This window comes from Marinobacter confluentis (assembly GCF_004785685.1).
GTDB classification, from domain to species: domain Bacteria; phylum Pseudomonadota; class Gammaproteobacteria; order Pseudomonadales; family Oleiphilaceae; genus Marinobacter; species Marinobacter confluentis.
The window spans coordinates 990654-1006491 of record NZ_SRPF01000001.1 but is presented as its reverse complement, the minus strand read 5'-3'; the positions used below and the strand labels follow the sequence as shown (position 1 = coordinate 1006491).

The 15838-nt window shown below is 57.5% G+C and carries 18 protein-coding genes; 15 read left to right on the top strand and 3 right to left on the bottom strand.

All coding sequences use genetic code 11. From position 1 onward, the window contains the following. The first annotated feature begins 131 nt into the window (after window positions 1-131). From E5Q11_RS04690 to E5Q11_RS04680, 3 genes are all read left to right on the top strand, one after another. Window positions 132-404: a PilZ domain-containing protein gene (locus E5Q11_RS04690; protein WP_135802207.1), complete on the top strand. Its 273-nt coding sequence runs from the start codon at window positions 132-134 to the stop codon at window positions 402-404. A 17-nt stretch (window positions 405-421) separates the two neighbouring features. Further along, window positions 422-1012, top strand: coding sequence for a hypothetical protein (locus E5Q11_RS04685; RefSeq protein ID WP_191964446.1), 591 nt, complete (start codon window positions 422-424; stop codon window positions 1010-1012). A gap of 197 nt (window positions 1013-1209) precedes the next feature. After that, entirely contained in the window at window positions 1210-2517 is a 1308-nt protein-coding gene (locus E5Q11_RS04680; protein ID WP_135802205.1) for an HD-GYP domain-containing protein, read from the top strand. Between the two features lie 15 nt (window positions 2518-2532). Here the strand turns inward: E5Q11_RS04680 and E5Q11_RS04675 are convergent, their stop codons facing one another. Then, entirely contained in the window at window positions 2533-3663 is a 1131-nt protein-coding gene (locus E5Q11_RS04675) for an organic solvent ABC transporter permease (protein WP_168215609.1), read from the bottom strand. A 213-nt stretch (window positions 3664-3876) separates the two neighbouring features. Between E5Q11_RS04675 and E5Q11_RS04670 the strand changes: the two genes are divergently transcribed. Genes E5Q11_RS04670 through queF form a run of 3 tightly spaced genes read left to right on the top strand, consistent with a single transcriptional unit; the run spans window position 3877 to window position 6477 of the window. Beyond that, on the top strand, window positions 3877-4836 hold the full coding sequence (locus E5Q11_RS04670; RefSeq protein ID WP_135802204.1) for an ABC transporter ATP-binding protein: 960 nt from the start codon (window positions 3877-3879) through the stop codon (window positions 4834-4836). Further along, entirely contained in the window at window positions 4833-5606 is a 774-nt protein-coding gene (locus E5Q11_RS04665; RefSeq protein WP_135802203.1) for an ABC transporter permease, read from the top strand. Before E5Q11_RS04670 ends, E5Q11_RS04665 begins: the two co-directional genes overlap by 4 nt. Before the next feature lie 49 nt (window positions 5607-5655). Beyond that, entirely contained in the window at window positions 5656-6477 is an 822-nt protein-coding gene (gene queF / locus E5Q11_RS04660) for an NADPH-dependent 7-cyano-7-deazaguanine reductase QueF (protein ID WP_135802202.1), read from the top strand. Window positions 6478-6488: 11 nt separating this feature from the next. Here the strand turns inward: queF and E5Q11_RS04655 are convergent, their stop codons facing one another. Beyond that, the gene (locus tag E5Q11_RS04655; protein ID WP_135802201.1) at window positions 6489-7922 is read right to left on the bottom strand and encodes an adenylate/guanylate cyclase domain-containing protein; all 1434 of its coding nucleotides are present in this window, start codon (window positions 7920-7922) and stop codon (window positions 6489-6491) included. A gap of 115 nt (window positions 7923-8037) precedes the next feature. Between E5Q11_RS04655 and E5Q11_RS04650 the strand changes: the two genes are divergently transcribed. Continuing rightward, window positions 8038-8592 (top strand): nitroreductase family protein, encoded by a 555-nt coding sequence (locus E5Q11_RS04650; protein ID WP_135802200.1) that lies wholly within the window; start codon window positions 8038-8040, stop codon window positions 8590-8592. On the opposite strand, the gene E5Q11_RS17760 is transcribed toward E5Q11_RS04650, so the two are convergent. Next, window positions 8573-8725 (bottom strand): hypothetical protein, encoded by a 153-nt coding sequence (locus tag E5Q11_RS17760; protein ID WP_168215608.1) that lies wholly within the window; start codon window positions 8723-8725, stop codon window positions 8573-8575. The genes E5Q11_RS04650 and E5Q11_RS17760 overlap by 20 nt on opposite strands. Before the next feature lie 77 nt (window positions 8726-8802). Between E5Q11_RS17760 and flgB the strand changes: the two genes are divergently transcribed. The 8 genes from flgB to E5Q11_RS04610 all read left to right on the top strand — a co-directional run bounded on the left by flgB (window position 8803) and on the right by E5Q11_RS04610 (window position 15835). Continuing rightward, window positions 8803-9204 (top strand): flagellar basal body rod protein FlgB, encoded by a 402-nt coding sequence (flgB, locus tag E5Q11_RS04645; protein WP_135802199.1) that lies wholly within the window; start codon window positions 8803-8805, stop codon window positions 9202-9204. A gap of 34 nt (window positions 9205-9238) precedes the next feature. Then, a complete protein-coding gene (flgC, locus tag E5Q11_RS04640) occupies window positions 9239-9688 on the top strand; it encodes a flagellar basal body rod protein FlgC (RefSeq protein WP_135802198.1) in 450 nt (149 codons plus the stop codon). An 18-nt stretch (window positions 9689-9706) separates the two neighbouring features. Then, a complete protein-coding gene (locus tag E5Q11_RS04635; protein WP_135802197.1) occupies window positions 9707-10381 on the top strand; it encodes a flagellar hook assembly protein FlgD in 675 nt (224 codons plus the stop codon). Between the two features lie 25 nt (window positions 10382-10406). Beyond that, window positions 10407-12299: a flagellar hook protein FlgE gene (locus E5Q11_RS04630; protein WP_135802196.1), complete on the top strand. Its 1893-nt coding sequence runs from the start codon at window positions 10407-10409 to the stop codon at window positions 12297-12299. Window positions 12300-12383: 84 nt separating this feature from the next. After that, entirely contained in the window at window positions 12384-13136 is a 753-nt protein-coding gene (locus tag E5Q11_RS04625; RefSeq protein ID WP_135802195.1) for a flagellar basal body rod protein FlgF, read from the top strand. 84 nt (window positions 13137-13220) lie between these two features. Further along, window positions 13221-14009 carry a flagellar basal-body rod protein FlgG gene (gene flgG, locus E5Q11_RS04620; protein ID WP_135802194.1) on the top strand — a complete coding sequence of 263 codons (789 nt, stop codon included), beginning with the start codon at window positions 13221-13223 and terminating at the stop codon, window positions 14007-14009. Between the two features lie 30 nt (window positions 14010-14039). Next, on the top strand, window positions 14040-14741 hold the full coding sequence (flgH, locus tag E5Q11_RS04615; protein WP_135802435.1) for a flagellar basal body L-ring protein FlgH: 702 nt from the start codon (window positions 14040-14042) through the stop codon (window positions 14739-14741). Continuing rightward, window positions 14738-15835 carry a flagellar basal body P-ring protein FlgI gene (locus E5Q11_RS04610; RefSeq protein WP_135802193.1) on the top strand — a complete coding sequence of 366 codons (1098 nt, stop codon included), beginning with the start codon at window positions 14738-14740 and terminating at the stop codon, window positions 15833-15835. The genes flgH and E5Q11_RS04610 overlap by 4 nt, the downstream gene beginning before the upstream one ends. The last annotated feature ends 3 nt before the right edge of the window (window positions 15836-15838 follow it).

Here is a 15838-nt window from a genome sequence, read left to right as displayed (position 1 = left end):
TAAACGAAACATACCCCGCCAGAAACCGCTCCGCGCACGCAAAACCGGACCTGGGCACTATGGTACCCCCAAATAGTGCTATGCTTCGGAAGACTATAAAAACTATGCAAAAAGTGGTGAGCGCCGGAACTATGGCAGAGAACGATCGACGTATACACTCACGCACCGCCATGAGTGCAAAGGTAAAGGTGACCCACGAATCCCTGGGGGAGTTCGTGTTCTCGACTCGGGATATTTCGGACGGCGGCGTATTTATTGTGGTGGATACCGAGCCATTCGGGCCTGCCATCGGTGATAAAGTTCAGGTACAGGTTCAGGGCCTGCCAGTGCCTGCGCCGGTTCTGGACATGGTGGTTGTTCGAAAAACCATCGATGGTTTCGGCCTCCAGTTTGCTGACGAATAACAGGGATTGTTCTGACCATGACTTCAGGTTTTGCCAAGGGACTGACTGCCATTCTTCCGGTTCTGCTCTCCGGCTGTGCGTCCTATTACACTCACTACGCCGTTTTCCCTGCACAGAACTCGGAGGGGGAAGACCGCCAGATCAAACTGACCTGGCAGACCGCCGATTATCCCGGATGGTGGTTTGCAGACGACAAATCCACGCCCATTAGCCTGGAAACCCAGTGCAGCACTCGCACCTGGCGGATTGTTGACCGTACTCATTCCGGCGCCAGCGACGCTGACTGCGCGCCCGGCATACGCGCTTGTGGCGCGGCAGGTGAGGACCAGTTCGCCACCGAAGGCAGTCAGGATTTTGCTGAACGGGCCTGCGTAAGGGTCAATCCCGGGAATGCGGAGGCCCTTGTTGCCGATATTTCATCATCATTTGAGCTCCTGATGAGCTGCCGCCCGACCCGGACCAGCCGGCTCGCAGGGGACGAATCGGTAAATACCGATTACCTGCGTGCATCCTCGGTTCCGTATACCGTCTACAGCCGCAAGGGCCCGCGGGGACGGCTGGATAGCAAGCCGCCAGAACTGGACGATGCCGTCTGCGACGACGAATAACCCTCTGCGTTCCCTTACTATTTTGTAAACTTGTTCGAAGTGTGCGAGGTGTCACAACACTACAATTTGTTGCCTATTGATAGTAATGGTTACTGTTTGTGGCCTTTAGGTTACCTGCTACTACAAAAATGTAATGGAATCTGGCGTTCGCTTAGTCAGAATGGAAACATCGAGTAGTGAATGTATAGAGGTGGGTTATGGGTGTTCAACAGAAAAAAGTGTTTGTGCACGACCTGGAGTTGGGCATGTTTGTGTCTGATCTGGATCGTCCGTGGCACCAGACGCCGTTTCCCATCCAGGGTTTTTACATTCGCACGCAGGACGACATCCGCGCCATTACCTCACATTGCAAGTGGGTATCGGTAGACGTTGCTGAAAGCCGCGACAAAGAGAACGCCAGCAAGGACGGCAAGACGGTCTTTGGGCGCTCCCGGTCTTCAGACGCTTCCCGCCGTCAGGAAATCAAGTTGCCCCCGCTGAATATCCGCGAGCCGGTCCACCATGAGACGGTAACAACCCTGCGCAAAGAGCTGAAAGTGTCCCGCAAGCTGATGGTTGACGCCGAAACGGCACTTCACCGGGTCTTCCAGAGCGTTCACCAGAACCGGCTGCCGGAACTGACCGACGTAGCCAGGGTCACCCGCGGTATCGTGTCGAGCGTTGTTCGCAACCCCAATGCGGTTCTGTGGCTCAGCCGTACCCGTCATTACGATGATTACACCTACCGGCACGCCATGAACACGGCGGTGTGGGCTTTGATCTGCGGGCGTGAACTCGGGCTTAATGAAGGCCTGCTGAATCACCTGGCTATGGGCTGCCTGCTGTCGCAGGTTGGCAAACTGAAGCTGCCTGCCTCGATTCTGGAAAATGAGGGGCGACTGGATTCGGAAGACTATGTTCTTTACCGGACCTACGTAGAGAAGGGCGTTCAGAGCCTTGAAGACAGCGGTGTGTCCCGCGCGGTGTTGAGCGTTGTCGAGCACCATCGCGAGCGGCACAACGGTTCCGGCTTCCCTGCGGGCATTCGCGGTGACCGAATTCCGCTTTTGGCCAAGGTTGCCGGGCTTTCCGAGTGTTTTGAATCGTTGATCGGCCCGCGCAAACTGACAGAAGCCATGACACCGGCCCGGGCGGTCAGTCTGCTTTATGATCTGCGTAATATCGAATTCCAGGAAGACCTGGTTGAGAAGTTCATTTCGGCCATCGGGGTTTACCCCACCGGCAGCCTGGTCGAACTGAACGACGGGCAGCGTGGCGTGGTTGTCTCACATTCACCGGAACGCCGCTTATGGCCGAAGGTCATGGTGATGACGGACCGCGCCCATAAACCGCTGAAGACGGCCCGCATTATCGATATTGCGAAATACAATGAAGGCAGGAGTGCGGAAGAGGCCATGTCGATTCTGGAATGCCTGCCAACCGGCACTGATGGCCTGCACCCTGAAAATTACGACGTGACCGGGGCAGAAACCCGCTGGGCGCTGTCCCGAATGATTGGGGCCTGATCGCTCAAACAGGCCCTAGTTGATCACCACCCGTAAGGATTTCTTGACCCAGCGGTAGGTATCGCTGGGTTTGAAGTTCACCAGAATTTCCGATTCCCCGCCGGACTCGCCCGCCAGAAAGTAATCCACCGATGCCGATTGCCAGCCAAAGGAGTGGACCACGACGTCCTGATCACGGGTGCTGATCGCTTCTATGTCTGCCAGGTCCGGTTTGCCCGCAATTTTCTTGACGTTGACGGTTTTGATGCCGGTGTCTGATGCCGGTAAATCCGCGACAAACTCATTCAGGTAATAGCGGATGCCAAGCCGGGTGGTCAGAATATCCAGCTCCCGCGTCAGGTAGGCTTCGGCAGTGTCCACAGCAACGTCGCCCACGGTGCGAATGGCCTTGAGGATGCGTTCGCGTTTTGAGCGAAGGTCTTCGCTGTACTCGATGTCCGGGTCCCGGTCCTCAGCCTCTTCCGGCTGTGGTGGTGCATTCTCAATGGCTTCCAGTGTTGGTGGTTCCTCACACAGCTCGTCGTCGGGCGGATAGAAACAGATTTCAGCCAGTAACTGATTAGCCGGAGACAGAGCCTCTTCTTCTTCCAGGGCGAATTCGCCTCGGGGAACGTTGAAATCTATGGGTTCAGAGATCAGTGGAAGGGCTGCATTCAACTGCTGGATTACCCGGTCACGGATTTCAATGCCGTCACCACTGCTGGTGCGCTGGCGCCAGTTTAGCGCCATCAGGAATCGGGTCAGGTTCATCACCGCGTCAGAATTCTGAATCAGCTGCTGTTCGGTTATGCGGTGGCTCTGCAGCCCTTCATCCGTGGTGCCGGCAATTTTCAGCGCCTCGCGTTCGAAGGTGAAGAATTCAAGTGGCGTTATTACCGGCTCGACCGGTACTCCGGTTGCCAGTTCCAGATTGCCAACCGAAAGGGTGAGGGTCTCCCCGGGGAAATAACGGTACTGGCCCTGATCACCGGTTTTGCCGGTTCGGCTGGCAGTCTGGTAAGACAGGCCGGAAATGCCGGTGGGGGTGATGCTGCCCGCTTTTGATCCGTCGCCACCGCCACTGCTGTCGTCTCCGCCCAGGCAGCCCGCTGTAAGCCATGCAGATATCAGAATGGAGGAAGCGGTTTTAAGGTGAACGGATTTCATGGTTGCGCGTACATCCCTGCTCAGAATTGTGCCGCAGGCCTTTGGTAGAGTGGCCGCAGCACCGATTGTAATTTGTTGTAACCGGCATTATAGAGATGCGCGCAGGGCTATATCGGGAAACCTGTCGCAGTTTGGGCTTTTCACTGACCTTGAATTCCCGGCACCTGGTCGCCACATAAAGGTGCTCCTGTCCGGTTCGAACTTGGAATGGTTATGACCAACGCACTTGAAATCGAGAATCTTGTTAAGACCTACGGCGATGGCTTTGAGGCCCTGAAGGGGATCAACCTGAATGTCGCCCAGGGTGATTTTTTTGCCTTGCTGGGCCCCAACGGTGCGGGCAAGTCCACAACCCTGGGCATTGTGTGCTCACTGGTGAACAAAACGTCCGGCAAGGTCCGGGTGTTTGGTTCGGATATTGATACCCACCTGTCTGATGCCAAACTGAACCTTGGCGTGGTGCCCCAGGAGTTCAATTTCAACCAGTTCGAAAAAGTGTTTGATATTGTCACCACACAGGCAGGCTACTACGGCATTCCGCTCAAGAAAGCGGCGGTGTCGGCGGAAAAATACCTGCGGCAGCTGGGGCTCTGGGACAAGCGGGACAGCCCGGCAAGGATGCTGTCTGGCGGCATGAAGCGCAGGCTGATGATTGCCCGGGCACTGGTTCACGAACCCAAACTGCTGATTCTGGACGAACCCACCGCCGGCGTGGATATAGAACTTCGCCGGTCCATGTGGACCTTCCTTGAGGAAATGAATCGCCGAGGCACCACGATCATCCTGACCACCCATTACCTGGAAGAAGCCGAGGCCCTGTGCAGGAATATCGCCATTATCGATCACGGCGAGATTCTGAAGCACACCAGCAAACGCGACCTGCTGCAGCAACTCAGCGTTGAAACCTTCGTTCTGGATACCGACGTACCCCTGAAGACCGCGCCGAAGCTGGAAAATTTCGACTGCCGCCTGGACGACGAGGGTGCGCTGCTGGTTGAGGTTCAGAAGGGCCACAGCCTGAATGGCATGTTCATCGAACTGGAACGGCAGAACATCCGGGTAGTGAGTATGCGTACCAAAGCCAACCGGCTGGAAGAGCTGTTCATCCGCATGGTGGAGGACAACGCCCGCCCGTCTGAATCCGCAAAAACGGTCAGGGGGAGCGCGGCATGAAAACCGATGCAATGATGACCGCGTTTAGCACGATCGTATTGCGCGAAGTGCGCCGGTTTACGCGAATCTGGCCGCAGACCCTGTTGCCGCCGGCCGTCACCATGACCCTGTATTTCATCATTTTCGGCAACCTGATCGGCCCCCGCATTGGCGACATGGGGGGCTTTGACTATATGGCTTTCATCGTCCCGGGCCTGATCATGATGGCGGTGATCACCAGTTCCTATGCCAATGTGGTGTCTTCGTTCTATTCCATGAAGTTCCAGCGCAGCATTGAAGAGCTGCTGGTTTCGCCGGTGCCGAACTGGATCATCCTGGCGGGCTATGTGGCCGGCGGCATGGCCAGGGGGCTGGGCATCGGGCTGATAGTAACCCTGCTGTCCCTGGCGTTCACCCAGCTGTCCATACATAACCTGTTGATGGTGGTGGCAACGGTATTCCTGACGTCCGCGCTGTTTGCGGTCGGCGGTTTCATCAATGCGATGCTGGCGACGAAATTTGACGACATATCAATCGTGCCTACCTTCGTGCTGACCCCGCTGACCTACCTGGGGGGTGTGTTCTACTCCATCGACCTGCTGCCTGCATTCTGGCAGGGGGTGTCGATGATCAATCCGATTCTGTACATGGTGAATGGCTTCCGTTATGGCATTCTCGGGGTATCGGACGTCAACCCGTTTATTGCGCTGGGTATGATTCTGGTGTTTATTACCATCCTGTCTGCGATAGCGCTGCGCATGCTTGAGCGCGGTAAAGGCATCCGCAGCTGATAGAACCTATGCAGAAAGAATCTTTGCTGGCTGGCTCGGGGGCCGTTTTATGTCTTTGATTGATGCACCACTGGGAAAAGCCAGCGAATACCCGGACAGCTATGACCCGGCTCTGCTGTTTCCGGTATCCCGCGACGTTAACCGGCGCAGGATTGGCCTGGACGATGGCCGCTGGCCCTGGTTCGGTGACGATCTCTGGCAGGGCTGGGAAATTTCGTGGTTGCGGCCGGATGGCGTTCCCGCCGTCGCCTGGGCAGAGATCTTCGTCCCCGCCGCGTCGCCGTGCATTATTGAATCCAAATCCATGAAGCTTTACCTGAACTCCCTGAACCAGGCGGTGTTCTCATCCTTTGAAAGAGTTGAAGAAGTGGTCGCGCAGGATTTATCGAGCGTCAGCGGGGCGGCGGTATCCGTAAAGCTGCACAGTGTGGATGAAGGCGTCAGGTTGTCGGGCCGGCCGGAGGGGTTTGTATTGATCGATGACGAGAGCCCCGCCAGCGTTGCCTATGAGTACAACCCTGAATTGCTGTCGGCAGCGTCAGATCAGAGGGTTACCGAAAGGCTTTGCTCGCACCTGCTGAAAAGCAACTGCCCGGTCACCGGCCAGCCGGACTGGGCAACACTGCTGGTGGAATACACTGGCCCGGCGATGGACCGGGCGGCGCTGCTGAGCTACGTAGTGGGTTTTCGTCAGACCCAGGATTTTCATGAGCACTGTGTGGAAACCATCTTTACCGACCTGATGGCAAGGTGCCAGCCGGAGCACCTGACCGTCTGTGCCCGCTACACCAGGCGTGGGGGGCTGGACATCAACCCGCTGAGAAGTACGGCGCCGGACGCGCCTTTCGGGCCAAGGCTGATCAGGCAATAACTGTGTCTTGATTATTCCTCTTCTCGCCGAAGCCGGTCGGCGGCGTCTTCCAGGGCCGATAGGATGGTTTCCCGTTCCCGTTCGGTGATCTTGTCGGAATCCAGGTACATGGCAAAGCCACTGTGTTCGTGTTCCAGAAAGCTCCGGTTCGGCCCCATGTCACGGCGGAAATCCACGACTTCGTAAATCGGTACCGGGCGGCCAAAGCCTTTCACGGTGATCTCGCCCTTGTCCCGGCACATGATCCGATCCTTGATCAGTGAAAAGGTTTCATAGGAAATCAGGATTTCACCGGGTTCCGCCAGGGATTCAAGGCGGCTGGCCAGGTTGACCTCTTTTCCGATGATGGTGTAATCCATCCGGTTCTCGGCACCGAAGTTACCCACAGTGGTATAGCCGGTACTTATGCCCATACGGATTTCCAGGGGTGTCTTGATGCCCTGGCTTCGCCATTTCTGGCGCATGATCTTCATATGCTTTCGCATATCGATGGCCATGGACACGCAGGACAGGGCGTCCTGTTTCTGGCCCTGGCTGGTAGGGTCGCCAAAGAAGATCATGATGGAGTCGCCCACGAATTTGTCGATGGTGCCGCCGTACTTGAGGGCAACCTCGGACATTTCATTGAAGTAGTGGTTCAGCAGTTCGGTCAGGGCTTCCGGTTCCATTTCTTCAGACAATTCAGTGAAGCCTTTGATGTCGGAGAAAAACACGGCGAGCTTTTTGCGCTGGGTTTCCAGGCGGACGTCCCGCTCGCCGGTGAAAATGGATTGCCAGACCTGGGGCGAGAGATATTTCGACAGCTTGTGCGAGAGCGCAATGGACTGCTCCCGCTGGTTCTGGATCTGCGTTTTCGCCATCATCAGGGCTCTGGCCTGCTGATGGGAATAGAATGCGGTGACACAGATATAGCTGCCGGTTGCCAGTATCGAGACAAGGCTGGTCAGCAGTGGCGAATGAGGTGAGGGCGCCAGGCCAACAATCCAGACAGCGACGGCCGCAGCGGCGATGGTCAGCAGGCTGCCAAACACCCACTGGCGGACCCCGCCGATGATCAGGCAGCTGAACATCAGCATCAGCAATACCGAAATTGACGGAATGACCACAAGCCCGATGGTGCCGATAAAGCCACCACCAATGGCACAATCGACTAGCAGCATTTTCTGCCGGATGCGGGCAGAATGGCGTAGAAAGGTCCGGCGGGTAAGTTGATGAGCCACGTGGGGCCAGATCAGGGCAGCAGCGAGCGTCCAGATCATCCAGGCCGGGAACAGATTCTGGGATAGCCCGGCCGCGATAACGCTGCCGGTTGCCGTGTAGGCCAGAATCCTGCCGTTGTAATCCGGCATGGGAGGGATGGCCACCGGATTGTTCTGAGCATCCAGAAGGGCGCTCTTGCTGGCAGTCGAACCGGTACTCCGGAGGTCTACGGGTGCATTCATCATTCAGCGTCTGATGTCGGGGTCTGATGTGGCCGATAGGCCTTATTTTTGTTAGAAAACTACGACCAAAGCCTAACAGCAAACCCACTGTGTCACAATTGACGAAAAGCGAGGTGTTATGACCGCAGTCATAGAAGCGTTACTCAACCGGTCTTCGGAACCAAGGCTCGAAGGGCCTGCACCGGACCCGCAGACCCTTGAAAAAGCGTTTGCCTGTGCCGCGCGGGCGCCGGACCATGCCTTGCTTCGCCCCTGGCGCTACCTGGTGGTTGAGGGCGATGGCCTGAGCCGACTGGGCGAGCTGTTTGCAGAAACCCTGGGCCCGGATGCCACTGAGCAGCAACGGACGAAATTACTGAACTCGCCACTGCGCGCGCCCATGGTCATCATCGGTATTGCCAGTCATCAGGTTCACCCGAAAGTGCCGGAGCAGGAGCAGACGATGTCTGCGGCGGTGGGCATGGGTTACCTGTTGCTTGCGCTTCAATCTGCTGGCTACGGGGCCATGTGGCGAACAGGTTCCATTACCCATCACCCAGCGGTGGCCAAAGGCCTGGGACTGCAAAGCCACGAGCAGATTACCGGCTTCCTTTATGCCGGGACCATTGCCAGCTCCAAACCGGCAGTGCCTCGCCCGGACCCGTCCGAGTTTGTCAGCCGCTGGCCGGGCTGACCACTCGCTCGCTGGGGAAAGCTTTTGCCGCTTGCCGCTCTCCCGGCAGGCCGAAGCTGCCCCGTTTTTCCCGCCTTTTGCCATCCAGAGCCCGCCCCGGGCCATTTTCCTGCTGACTCCTCCAAACTGGCATTGCGATTGCTTTAACCCTCTCAAAGCAGATAACCGGCAATAACTGTTGTGCCGGTAGGCTCAGATTCTGGAGGCATTATGGCTATTTCCCTCGACAGCGCCCTGGGGATTCATCAACCCGCACTCGAGGCCCGCATCAAGCGTGCAGAAGTGTTGGCAAACAATCTGGCGAACGCCGATACACCGGGCTTCAAGGCGCGGGACATCGACTTCGCCGCGATGATGCAGAAAGCGCAGCAGGACCTGGGCGGCCTGGGTATGGATAAAACCCATGAGCGTCATATGGACATCGATTCCTCGATGGCACCGGACGGCGAACTGCTTTACCGCATTCCGCACCAGCCGTCGGTCGATGGCAACACGGTGGATGCCCAGCAGGAGCAGAGCCGGTTCATGCGTAATGCCATGGAATACCAGGCCAGTTTCCAGTTTCTGAACGGCAAGGTTACCGGGCTTAAAAAGGCCATTTCCGGCCAGTAAGCGGGCTGCGATTCATTGAATAAGGAGCACCATCATGTCTCTGGGTAGCATTTTTGACATCGCGGGTTCGGGCATGACAGCCCAGTCACTGCGGCTGAACACCACCGCATCCAACATCGCCAACGCTGAAACTGCCAGTTCCAGTATTGACCAGACCTACCGCGCCCGAAAGCCGGTATTTGCGGCCATTCAGCAGTCCATGCTGAATCCCTCGCAACAGGGGCTCGGGTTGCCCAGCGACGATGGCCCCGGGGCTGGCGTTCAGGTGGAAGGTATCGTGGAGAGTAATGCCGAGCTGCAGATGCGCTACGAGCCAGACCACCCGGCCGCTAACGAAGACGGCTATGTGTTCTACCCCAATGTGAATGTGGTGGAAGAGATGGCAGACATGATGTCGTCTTCCCGCAGCTTTCAGATGAATGTGGACATCATGAACAGCGCCAAGTCCATGATGCAGCGCATCCTGACTCTGGGTCAGCAGTAATCGAGCGAGGATTTCATTATGAGTGTCGTCAACCCGGCTAACGCCTCGGATGTGCTGAGCAAATACCGGCTCGATCAAGAACAGACCGGCAACAAGAATGAGCTTGGCAAGAACGAGTTCATGGAGCTGATGATTGCACAGCTCAAGAACCAGAACCCGCTTGAGCCCCAGAACAACGGGGAATTCATCTCGCAGCTTGCCCAGTTCAGTTCCCTTGAGGAAATGCAGAGTCTTTCCGGCAGCGTGGATGACGTGGTCAGCCAGTTCCGCTCAACCCAGGCGCTTCAGGCGTCGGCCATGGTGGGGCGAACCGTTCTGGCGCCGTCTGATATGGGGGTGCTGGGCGCGTCTGGCAAGATTTCCGGCAATGTTGAAGTGCCCGCAACGACGTCTGGCCTTCGGGTTTCCATTGAGAATGGCGCGGGCGAGCGGGTAAGACAGATTGACCTGGGTTCCCGGCAGGCCGGTGTCGCTGGATTCAGCTGGGATGGTAAGGACGGCAACGGCAACAGTTTGCCACCCGGACCTTACCGCATTGTCGCTGAAGCCTCCTACCCGGACGGCCAGCAACAGCTTGGCACCATGGTTAGCGCCAATGTGGACAGCGTTTCCCTGGGTAAGGGCGGCAGCGTCACGCTGAATCTGGCGGGCATGGGCTCGATTGCATTGTCTGATGTACAGCAGATTAATTGATTCCGGAAGACGGAAGGGGTGAAGTATGGCTTTCAACACGGGTCTTAGTGGGTTAAGGGCAGCATCGGTTGACCTGGACGTTACCGGCAACAACATCGCGAACGCCAGCACCGTCGGCTTCAAGGGCAGCAAGGCGCAATTCGGCGACCTTTATGCCAGTGGTTTTCTCAGCTCCGGCAATAACCCGGTGGGGGATGGTGTCCGGGTTCAGGACGTTAAACAGTCGTTCAGCCAGGGCAATATCAGCTTTACCGATAACGGTCTGGACCTTGCCATCAACGGCGACGGCTTCTTTACGCTGAGCAACGGCGGCGAAATCCGTTATTCACGGGCCGGCCAGTTCGGGTTGGATAAAGAGGGTTTCATCACCAACAGCGAGGACATGCGGCTTCAGGGCTTTACGGCCGATGAAGACGGTAACCTGTCTGGTGTGCGCGGGGATCTTCAGATTGAATCCGGCAACCTGGCGCCAAGACGGACCACGGAACTGCAGTCCGACCTGAACCTGGATTCCCGGGAATCGGTGCTTGAGCGCAGGGTTGCCGATATGGGTGACTTCACCGCCGCTGCGCCGGGATTTCCCCAGGAAACGCTGGAAATCACCTATGACGATGGTTCGGTTGTGACGGCCACGATCAATCCGGGCAACGTTGCCGACTACTCTGCGGCGGATGTCGTCGATGTGCTGAATGGCCCTGACGGGCTGTCTGCTTCGGCGACAACCCAGTATGAGGGCATCAGTGAAGCTGATCTGAATACGGCCATTGCTGCCGGCAACTTCCAGTTCGACCTGAGTGTTGGCAATGTCTCTGTGCCGGTGGATACGGTCGGGGTAACGGATGCGGCCTCTCTGGTGAATGCGATCAATGACGCCCAGGCCCCGACGATCTCTGCGTCTCTGGTGGGAGGCAATCTGCGCCTGATCGACAACCGTGGCAACAATCTGACCGCCGGTTACACCAGCGATGGCCCGAACCAGGCGCCGGTGACCACGGTCGGCACAGTAAGGCCGCAGGCCGATCGTGAAATTGTGGACATTGAATCAACTGCCGGTACGACCAACCTGGCTGATTCATGGGATACGCGGTCGATCAACATCACCAACCAGTTCAATCCCAGCGACCAGCGCACCTTCAATCACGCCACGACCACGACGATTTTTGACAGCCTGGGTAACTCCCATGAAGTCAGTCAGTTCTACGTTAAGCAGCCTTCCCCCGGCAATGGTGTTGGCGTCAGCGAATGGTCTATTTACCTGCAGATCGACGGTGAGTTTGTCGGCGGTACTGACACCAATCCTTACCAGGCGCGGTTCGACCAGGATGGCAACCTGCAGTCCATCAATGGCGACCCTAACGGTGAAATCCTGATTGATGACTGGACGCCAAAGAACGCCGATGGCACACCCAATGGCGCTGATGGCCCGCCCGCTCCGGGCACCACTATCACTACACCGATTCCGGAACCCCCAACAACGTCAGCTTTTGTGTTGAACCTGTCGGAAACCACCCAGTACGGCAGCGAGTTCGGGGTAACCGACCAGCAGCAGAATGGCTACACCACTGGCCGCCTGTCTGGCCTGGACGTCTCCGGTGAGGGCGTGCTGTTTGCCCGCTACACCAATGGCCAGTCCAAGTCTCTGGGGCAGGTAGCGCTGGCGTCTTTCAGTAATACCAACGGCCTGTCGCCGGTGGGCGAGACCTCCTGGGTTGAGACCTTTGAATCCGGCCAGCCGATTATTGGCGCGCCGGACACCGGTACCCTGGGTTCGATCAAGTCCAGCTCGATTGAGGAATCCAACGTGGACCTTTCAGCGGAATTGGTGAACCTGATTGTTGCCCAGCGCAACTACCAGGCCAACGCCAAGACCATCGAAACCTCCGATGCGGTCACCCAGACCATTATCAACCTCAGATAACCGATAAAACGGAACATGGCATAACTCCTGCAGGATCAGGTTTAGAAGGCTGGAAACAGTCAATAATCCGGCAGGAGTTTTCCCATGGATAAAGCCCTTTTTATCGGCATGTCCGGCGCCAAGCAGAATATGCTGTCCCAGCGCGCCCACGCCAACAACCTGGCGAACGTCAGCACCACCGGTTTCAAGCGCGATTTTGCGCAGGCCCGCAGCATGCCGGTGTTTGGCGAACATCATCCTACCCGCGCTTACGCCATGGCTGAGCGGCCCGGCACTGATCTGTCTTCCGGCGCCCTGATGGACACTGGCCGAAAGCTGGACGTTGCCGTTGATGGCGATGGCTGGCTGGTGGTACAGAACCAGCGCGGCGAGGAAGTCTTTACCCGCTCCGGTAGCCTGCAGATCGATGTGAACGGGCTGATGCGCCTTTCCAGCGGCGAAATGGTGATGGGCAACGGCGGCCCGGTGGCGCTCCCTCCTTTTGACAATGTCCAGATCGGTAATGACGGCACCATCTCAGTGGTGCCTGTGGGCGGGCCGCCGGATCAGCTTGTAGAGGTGGATCGCCTGAAACTGGTGAACCCACCCAGGGAAGCCCTGGAAAAGGGGCTGGACGGATTTATCCGGCGCAAGGCGGATCAGGCGATTGATGGTCCTGAGGAGCCGGATGCCAACCAGCGTATCGCCTCCGGCTTTCTGGAAAGCTCTAACGTGAACGCAGTGGAGGAGATGATTTCTAACCTTCAGCTGTCACGCCAGTACGAAATGCAGGTCAAGGTGATGACCACCGCCAATGAGAATTCCGAGGCTTCGGCACGACTGTTGCAGAACCTGTAATACACCGAATGATTATCGGCCTCGCGGGGGCCAAAGCGGCAAAATCTGGCCGCCTGGACCCGGCGCCGGCAAGGAGATAGAGACATGCATCCAGCACTGTGGGTCAGCAAGACCGGGTTAAGCGCGCAAGACACCAATATGGCCACCATTTCCAACAACCTGGCCAACGTCAACACCACTGGCTTCAAGCGCGACCGGGCCGTGTTTCAGGATCTGCTGTATCAGATTGATCGCCAGCCGGGCGGCCTGAACACCCAGAATTCCGAGCTGCCGTCGGGACTGCAACTGGGTACCGGTGTTCGCATCGTCGGTACTGCCAAGCAGTTTTCCCAGGGTAACCTGGAAGTGACCGAGCAGCCCCTGGATATGGCCGTGAATGGTCGCGGCTTCATGCAGATACTGATGCCCGATGGCCAGATCGCCTACACCCGCGACGGCCAGTTCCAGCTCAATTCCGATGGCGATATCGTCAACCCGGATGGCTACACTCTGGAGCCGAACATCAACGTGCCGGAAAACGCCACCAACATCACCATTGGTAAGGACGGCACTGTGTCCGCCATTACCGATGACCAGGCGGCGCCGCAGAACCTGGGACAGATCACCCTGGTGGATTTCATCAACCCCCAGGGATTGCAGGCGATTGGTAACAACCTGTTCAAGGCCACCAACGCCAGCGGCGACCCCACCGAGGGTGAACCCGGTCTGGCAGGTCTCGGCTCGCTGGAGCAGGGCATGGTGGAGTCATCCAACGTGGAAGTAGTAGAAGAGCTGGTCAACATGATTACCACCCAACGCGCCTACGAGATGAACTCCAAGGTGGTGTCAGCCACCGACCAGATGCTGCAGTTCATTACCAATAACATCGGTTAGGCCTGAACGGCCACCGGGGGGATCGTCATGATGCATCCGATTGATAACAGAAACAGCCTGCCGCCAATAAGCACCTGGTTGCTGGTTGCGGTCCTGGCGTTGCTGCAGGGTTGCACGGCGCTGAGCCGCGAGCGCCCGGTACCTGACGACCCCTACTACGCGCCGGTTCGTGCTGAAACCATGATGCAGAGTGATCCTCATTCCGGTGCCATTTTCCAGCCGTCGAGAAATTACAGCCTCTATGGCGACACCGTTGCCCTGAACGTAGGTGACGTGCTGACCGTGGAATTACAGGAGTCTACCCAGGCCAGCAAGAACGCCGAGAGCAGCATCACCAAGGATAACGAAATCTCATTGCCAAATCCGACCGTGCTGAACCGGGCCGTGAGTAATCTGGCCACGGAAGTGGAGGCCGAGCGTGACTTTGAGGGTTCCGCTGAAGCAGACCAGAGCAACAGCCTGAATGGCAATATTACCGTCACGGTAGTAGAAGTGCTGCCTAACGGCGTGCTGCGTATTCGGGGCGAAAAATGGCTTTCCCTGACCAACGGCGATGAATACATCCGCCTGACTGGCATGGTGCGTCCCCAGGATATTTCACCAGACAACGTGGTGACCTCAAGCCGCATTGCCGACGCGCGTATTGCCTATGGCGGTACCGGTGACTTTGATCAGGCAAACCAGATGGGCTGGTTGTCCCGATTCTTCAACAGCGAGTGGTTCCCGTTATGAAAACGCTTCGTCTGCTTCTGGCACTTATTGCGCTTTCAGTGGTTGCGGCCCCGGTTCTGGCGGACCGGCTGAAAGATCTGGCGCGGATTGCGGGTGTGAGAAATAACCAGCTGGTGGGTTATGGCCTTGTGGTGGGCCTGGACGGCACCGGTGATTCCGCACCGTTTACCAACCAGACTTTCAGAAACATGATGAACCAGTTCGGCGTTACCCTGCCGCCGGGAGTGAACCCCGGTTTGGCAAACGTAGCCGCCGTGACGGTAACTGCAACCCTGCCGCCGTTTGCCAAGCCGGGCCAGGAGATGGATATCACGGTTTCCTCGATTGGTAACGCTGACAGCCTGCGGGGCGGAACCCTGCTAATGACGCCCCTGAAAGGCGTAGATGATCATGTGTATGCCATGGCCCAGGGTAACCTGGTGGTTGGCGGCTTTGGTGCCGGCGGCGCAGACGGCTCGCGCATTACCGTGAACGTGCCCAGCGTGGGCCGGATTCCCAATGGCGCCACCATCGAGCGGGAAGTGAACTCGCCGTTTAACGAAGGCGACACTATTACCTTCAATCTGTTGCGTCAGGATTTCACCACGGCGCGCCGGGTCGTCGAAGCGATCAACGACGCTCTGGGCCCGGATATGGCATACGCCCATGATGCGACGTCTATTTCCGTGAGGGCGCCACGGGATCCGTCCCAGCGGGTCAGCTTTCTGTCGATCCTGGAAAATATGACCGTCGAGCCTGCTGAAGCCGCCGCCAAGGTGGTGATCAACAGCCGCACCGGCACCATTGTGGTGGGCAAGAATGTTCAGGTCACCGCCGCGGCGGTGACCCACGGCAACCTGACTGTCACCATCCAGGAAAATCCGGAAGCGGTTCAGCCAAACCCTTTTACGGATGCTGACACCGTGATTGAACCGAACACCCAGATTGCCATTACTGAAGACCCGGCGCGCATGTTCCAGTTCGGCCCTGCGGTCACCCTGAACGAGATTGTTCAGGCGGTGAACCAGGTAGGCGCGGCACCGGGTGACGTGATGGCCGTGCTGGAAGCCCTGAAAACCGCCGGTGCGCTTCGCGCCGAGCTGATCGTGATATAGGTG

What these genes read in the sequence shown, in the direction of transcription:
- E5Q11_RS17760 (WP_168215608.1), bottom strand. Translation starts at nt 8,725, where the DNA reads ATGCCAGTTTGGAGGAGTCAGCAGGAAAATGGCCCGGGGCGGGCTCTG.
- flgC (WP_135802198.1), top strand. Translation starts at nt 9,239, where the DNA reads ATGTCTCTGGGTAGCATTTTTGACATCGCGGGTTCGGGCATGACAGCC.
- E5Q11_RS04675 (WP_168215609.1), bottom strand. Translation starts at nt 3,663, where the DNA reads ATGAAATCCGTTCACCTTAAAACCGCTTCCTCCATTCTGATATCTGCA.
- E5Q11_RS04685 (WP_191964446.1), top strand. Translation starts at nt 422, where the DNA reads ATGACTTCAGGTTTTGCCAAGGGACTGACTGCCATTCTTCCGGTTCTG.
- E5Q11_RS04690 (WP_135802207.1), top strand. Translation starts at nt 132, where the DNA reads ATGGCAGAGAACGATCGACGTATACACTCACGCACCGCCATGAGTGCA.
- E5Q11_RS04630 (WP_135802196.1), top strand. Translation starts at nt 10,407, where the DNA reads ATGGCTTTCAACACGGGTCTTAGTGGGTTAAGGGCAGCATCGGTTGAC.
- E5Q11_RS04650 (WP_135802200.1), top strand. Translation starts at nt 8,038, where the DNA reads ATGACCGCAGTCATAGAAGCGTTACTCAACCGGTCTTCGGAACCAAGG.
- E5Q11_RS04610 (WP_135802193.1), top strand. Translation starts at nt 14,738, where the DNA reads ATGAAAACGCTTCGTCTGCTTCTGGCACTTATTGCGCTTTCAGTGGTT.
- flgB (WP_135802199.1), top strand. Translation starts at nt 8,803, where the DNA reads ATGGCTATTTCCCTCGACAGCGCCCTGGGGATTCATCAACCCGCACTC.
- queF (WP_135802202.1), top strand. Translation starts at nt 5,656, where the DNA reads ATGTCTTTGATTGATGCACCACTGGGAAAAGCCAGCGAATACCCGGAC.
- flgG (WP_135802194.1), top strand. Translation starts at nt 13,221, where the DNA reads ATGCATCCAGCACTGTGGGTCAGCAAGACCGGGTTAAGCGCGCAAGAC.
- E5Q11_RS04670 (WP_135802204.1), top strand. Translation starts at nt 3,877, where the DNA reads ATGACCAACGCACTTGAAATCGAGAATCTTGTTAAGACCTACGGCGAT.
- E5Q11_RS04665 (WP_135802203.1), top strand. Translation starts at nt 4,833, where the DNA reads ATGAAAACCGATGCAATGATGACCGCGTTTAGCACGATCGTATTGCGC.
- flgH (WP_135802435.1), top strand. Translation starts at nt 14,040, where the DNA reads ATGCATCCGATTGATAACAGAAACAGCCTGCCGCCAATAAGCACCTGG.
- E5Q11_RS04655 (WP_135802201.1), bottom strand. Translation starts at nt 7,922, where the DNA reads ATGATGAATGCACCCGTAGACCTCCGGAGTACCGGTTCGACTGCCAGC.
- E5Q11_RS04680 (WP_135802205.1), top strand. Translation starts at nt 1,210, where the DNA reads ATGGGTGTTCAACAGAAAAAAGTGTTTGTGCACGACCTGGAGTTGGGC.
- E5Q11_RS04625 (WP_135802195.1), top strand. Translation starts at nt 12,384, where the DNA reads ATGGATAAAGCCCTTTTTATCGGCATGTCCGGCGCCAAGCAGAATATG.
- E5Q11_RS04635 (WP_135802197.1), top strand. Translation starts at nt 9,707, where the DNA reads ATGAGTGTCGTCAACCCGGCTAACGCCTCGGATGTGCTGAGCAAATAC.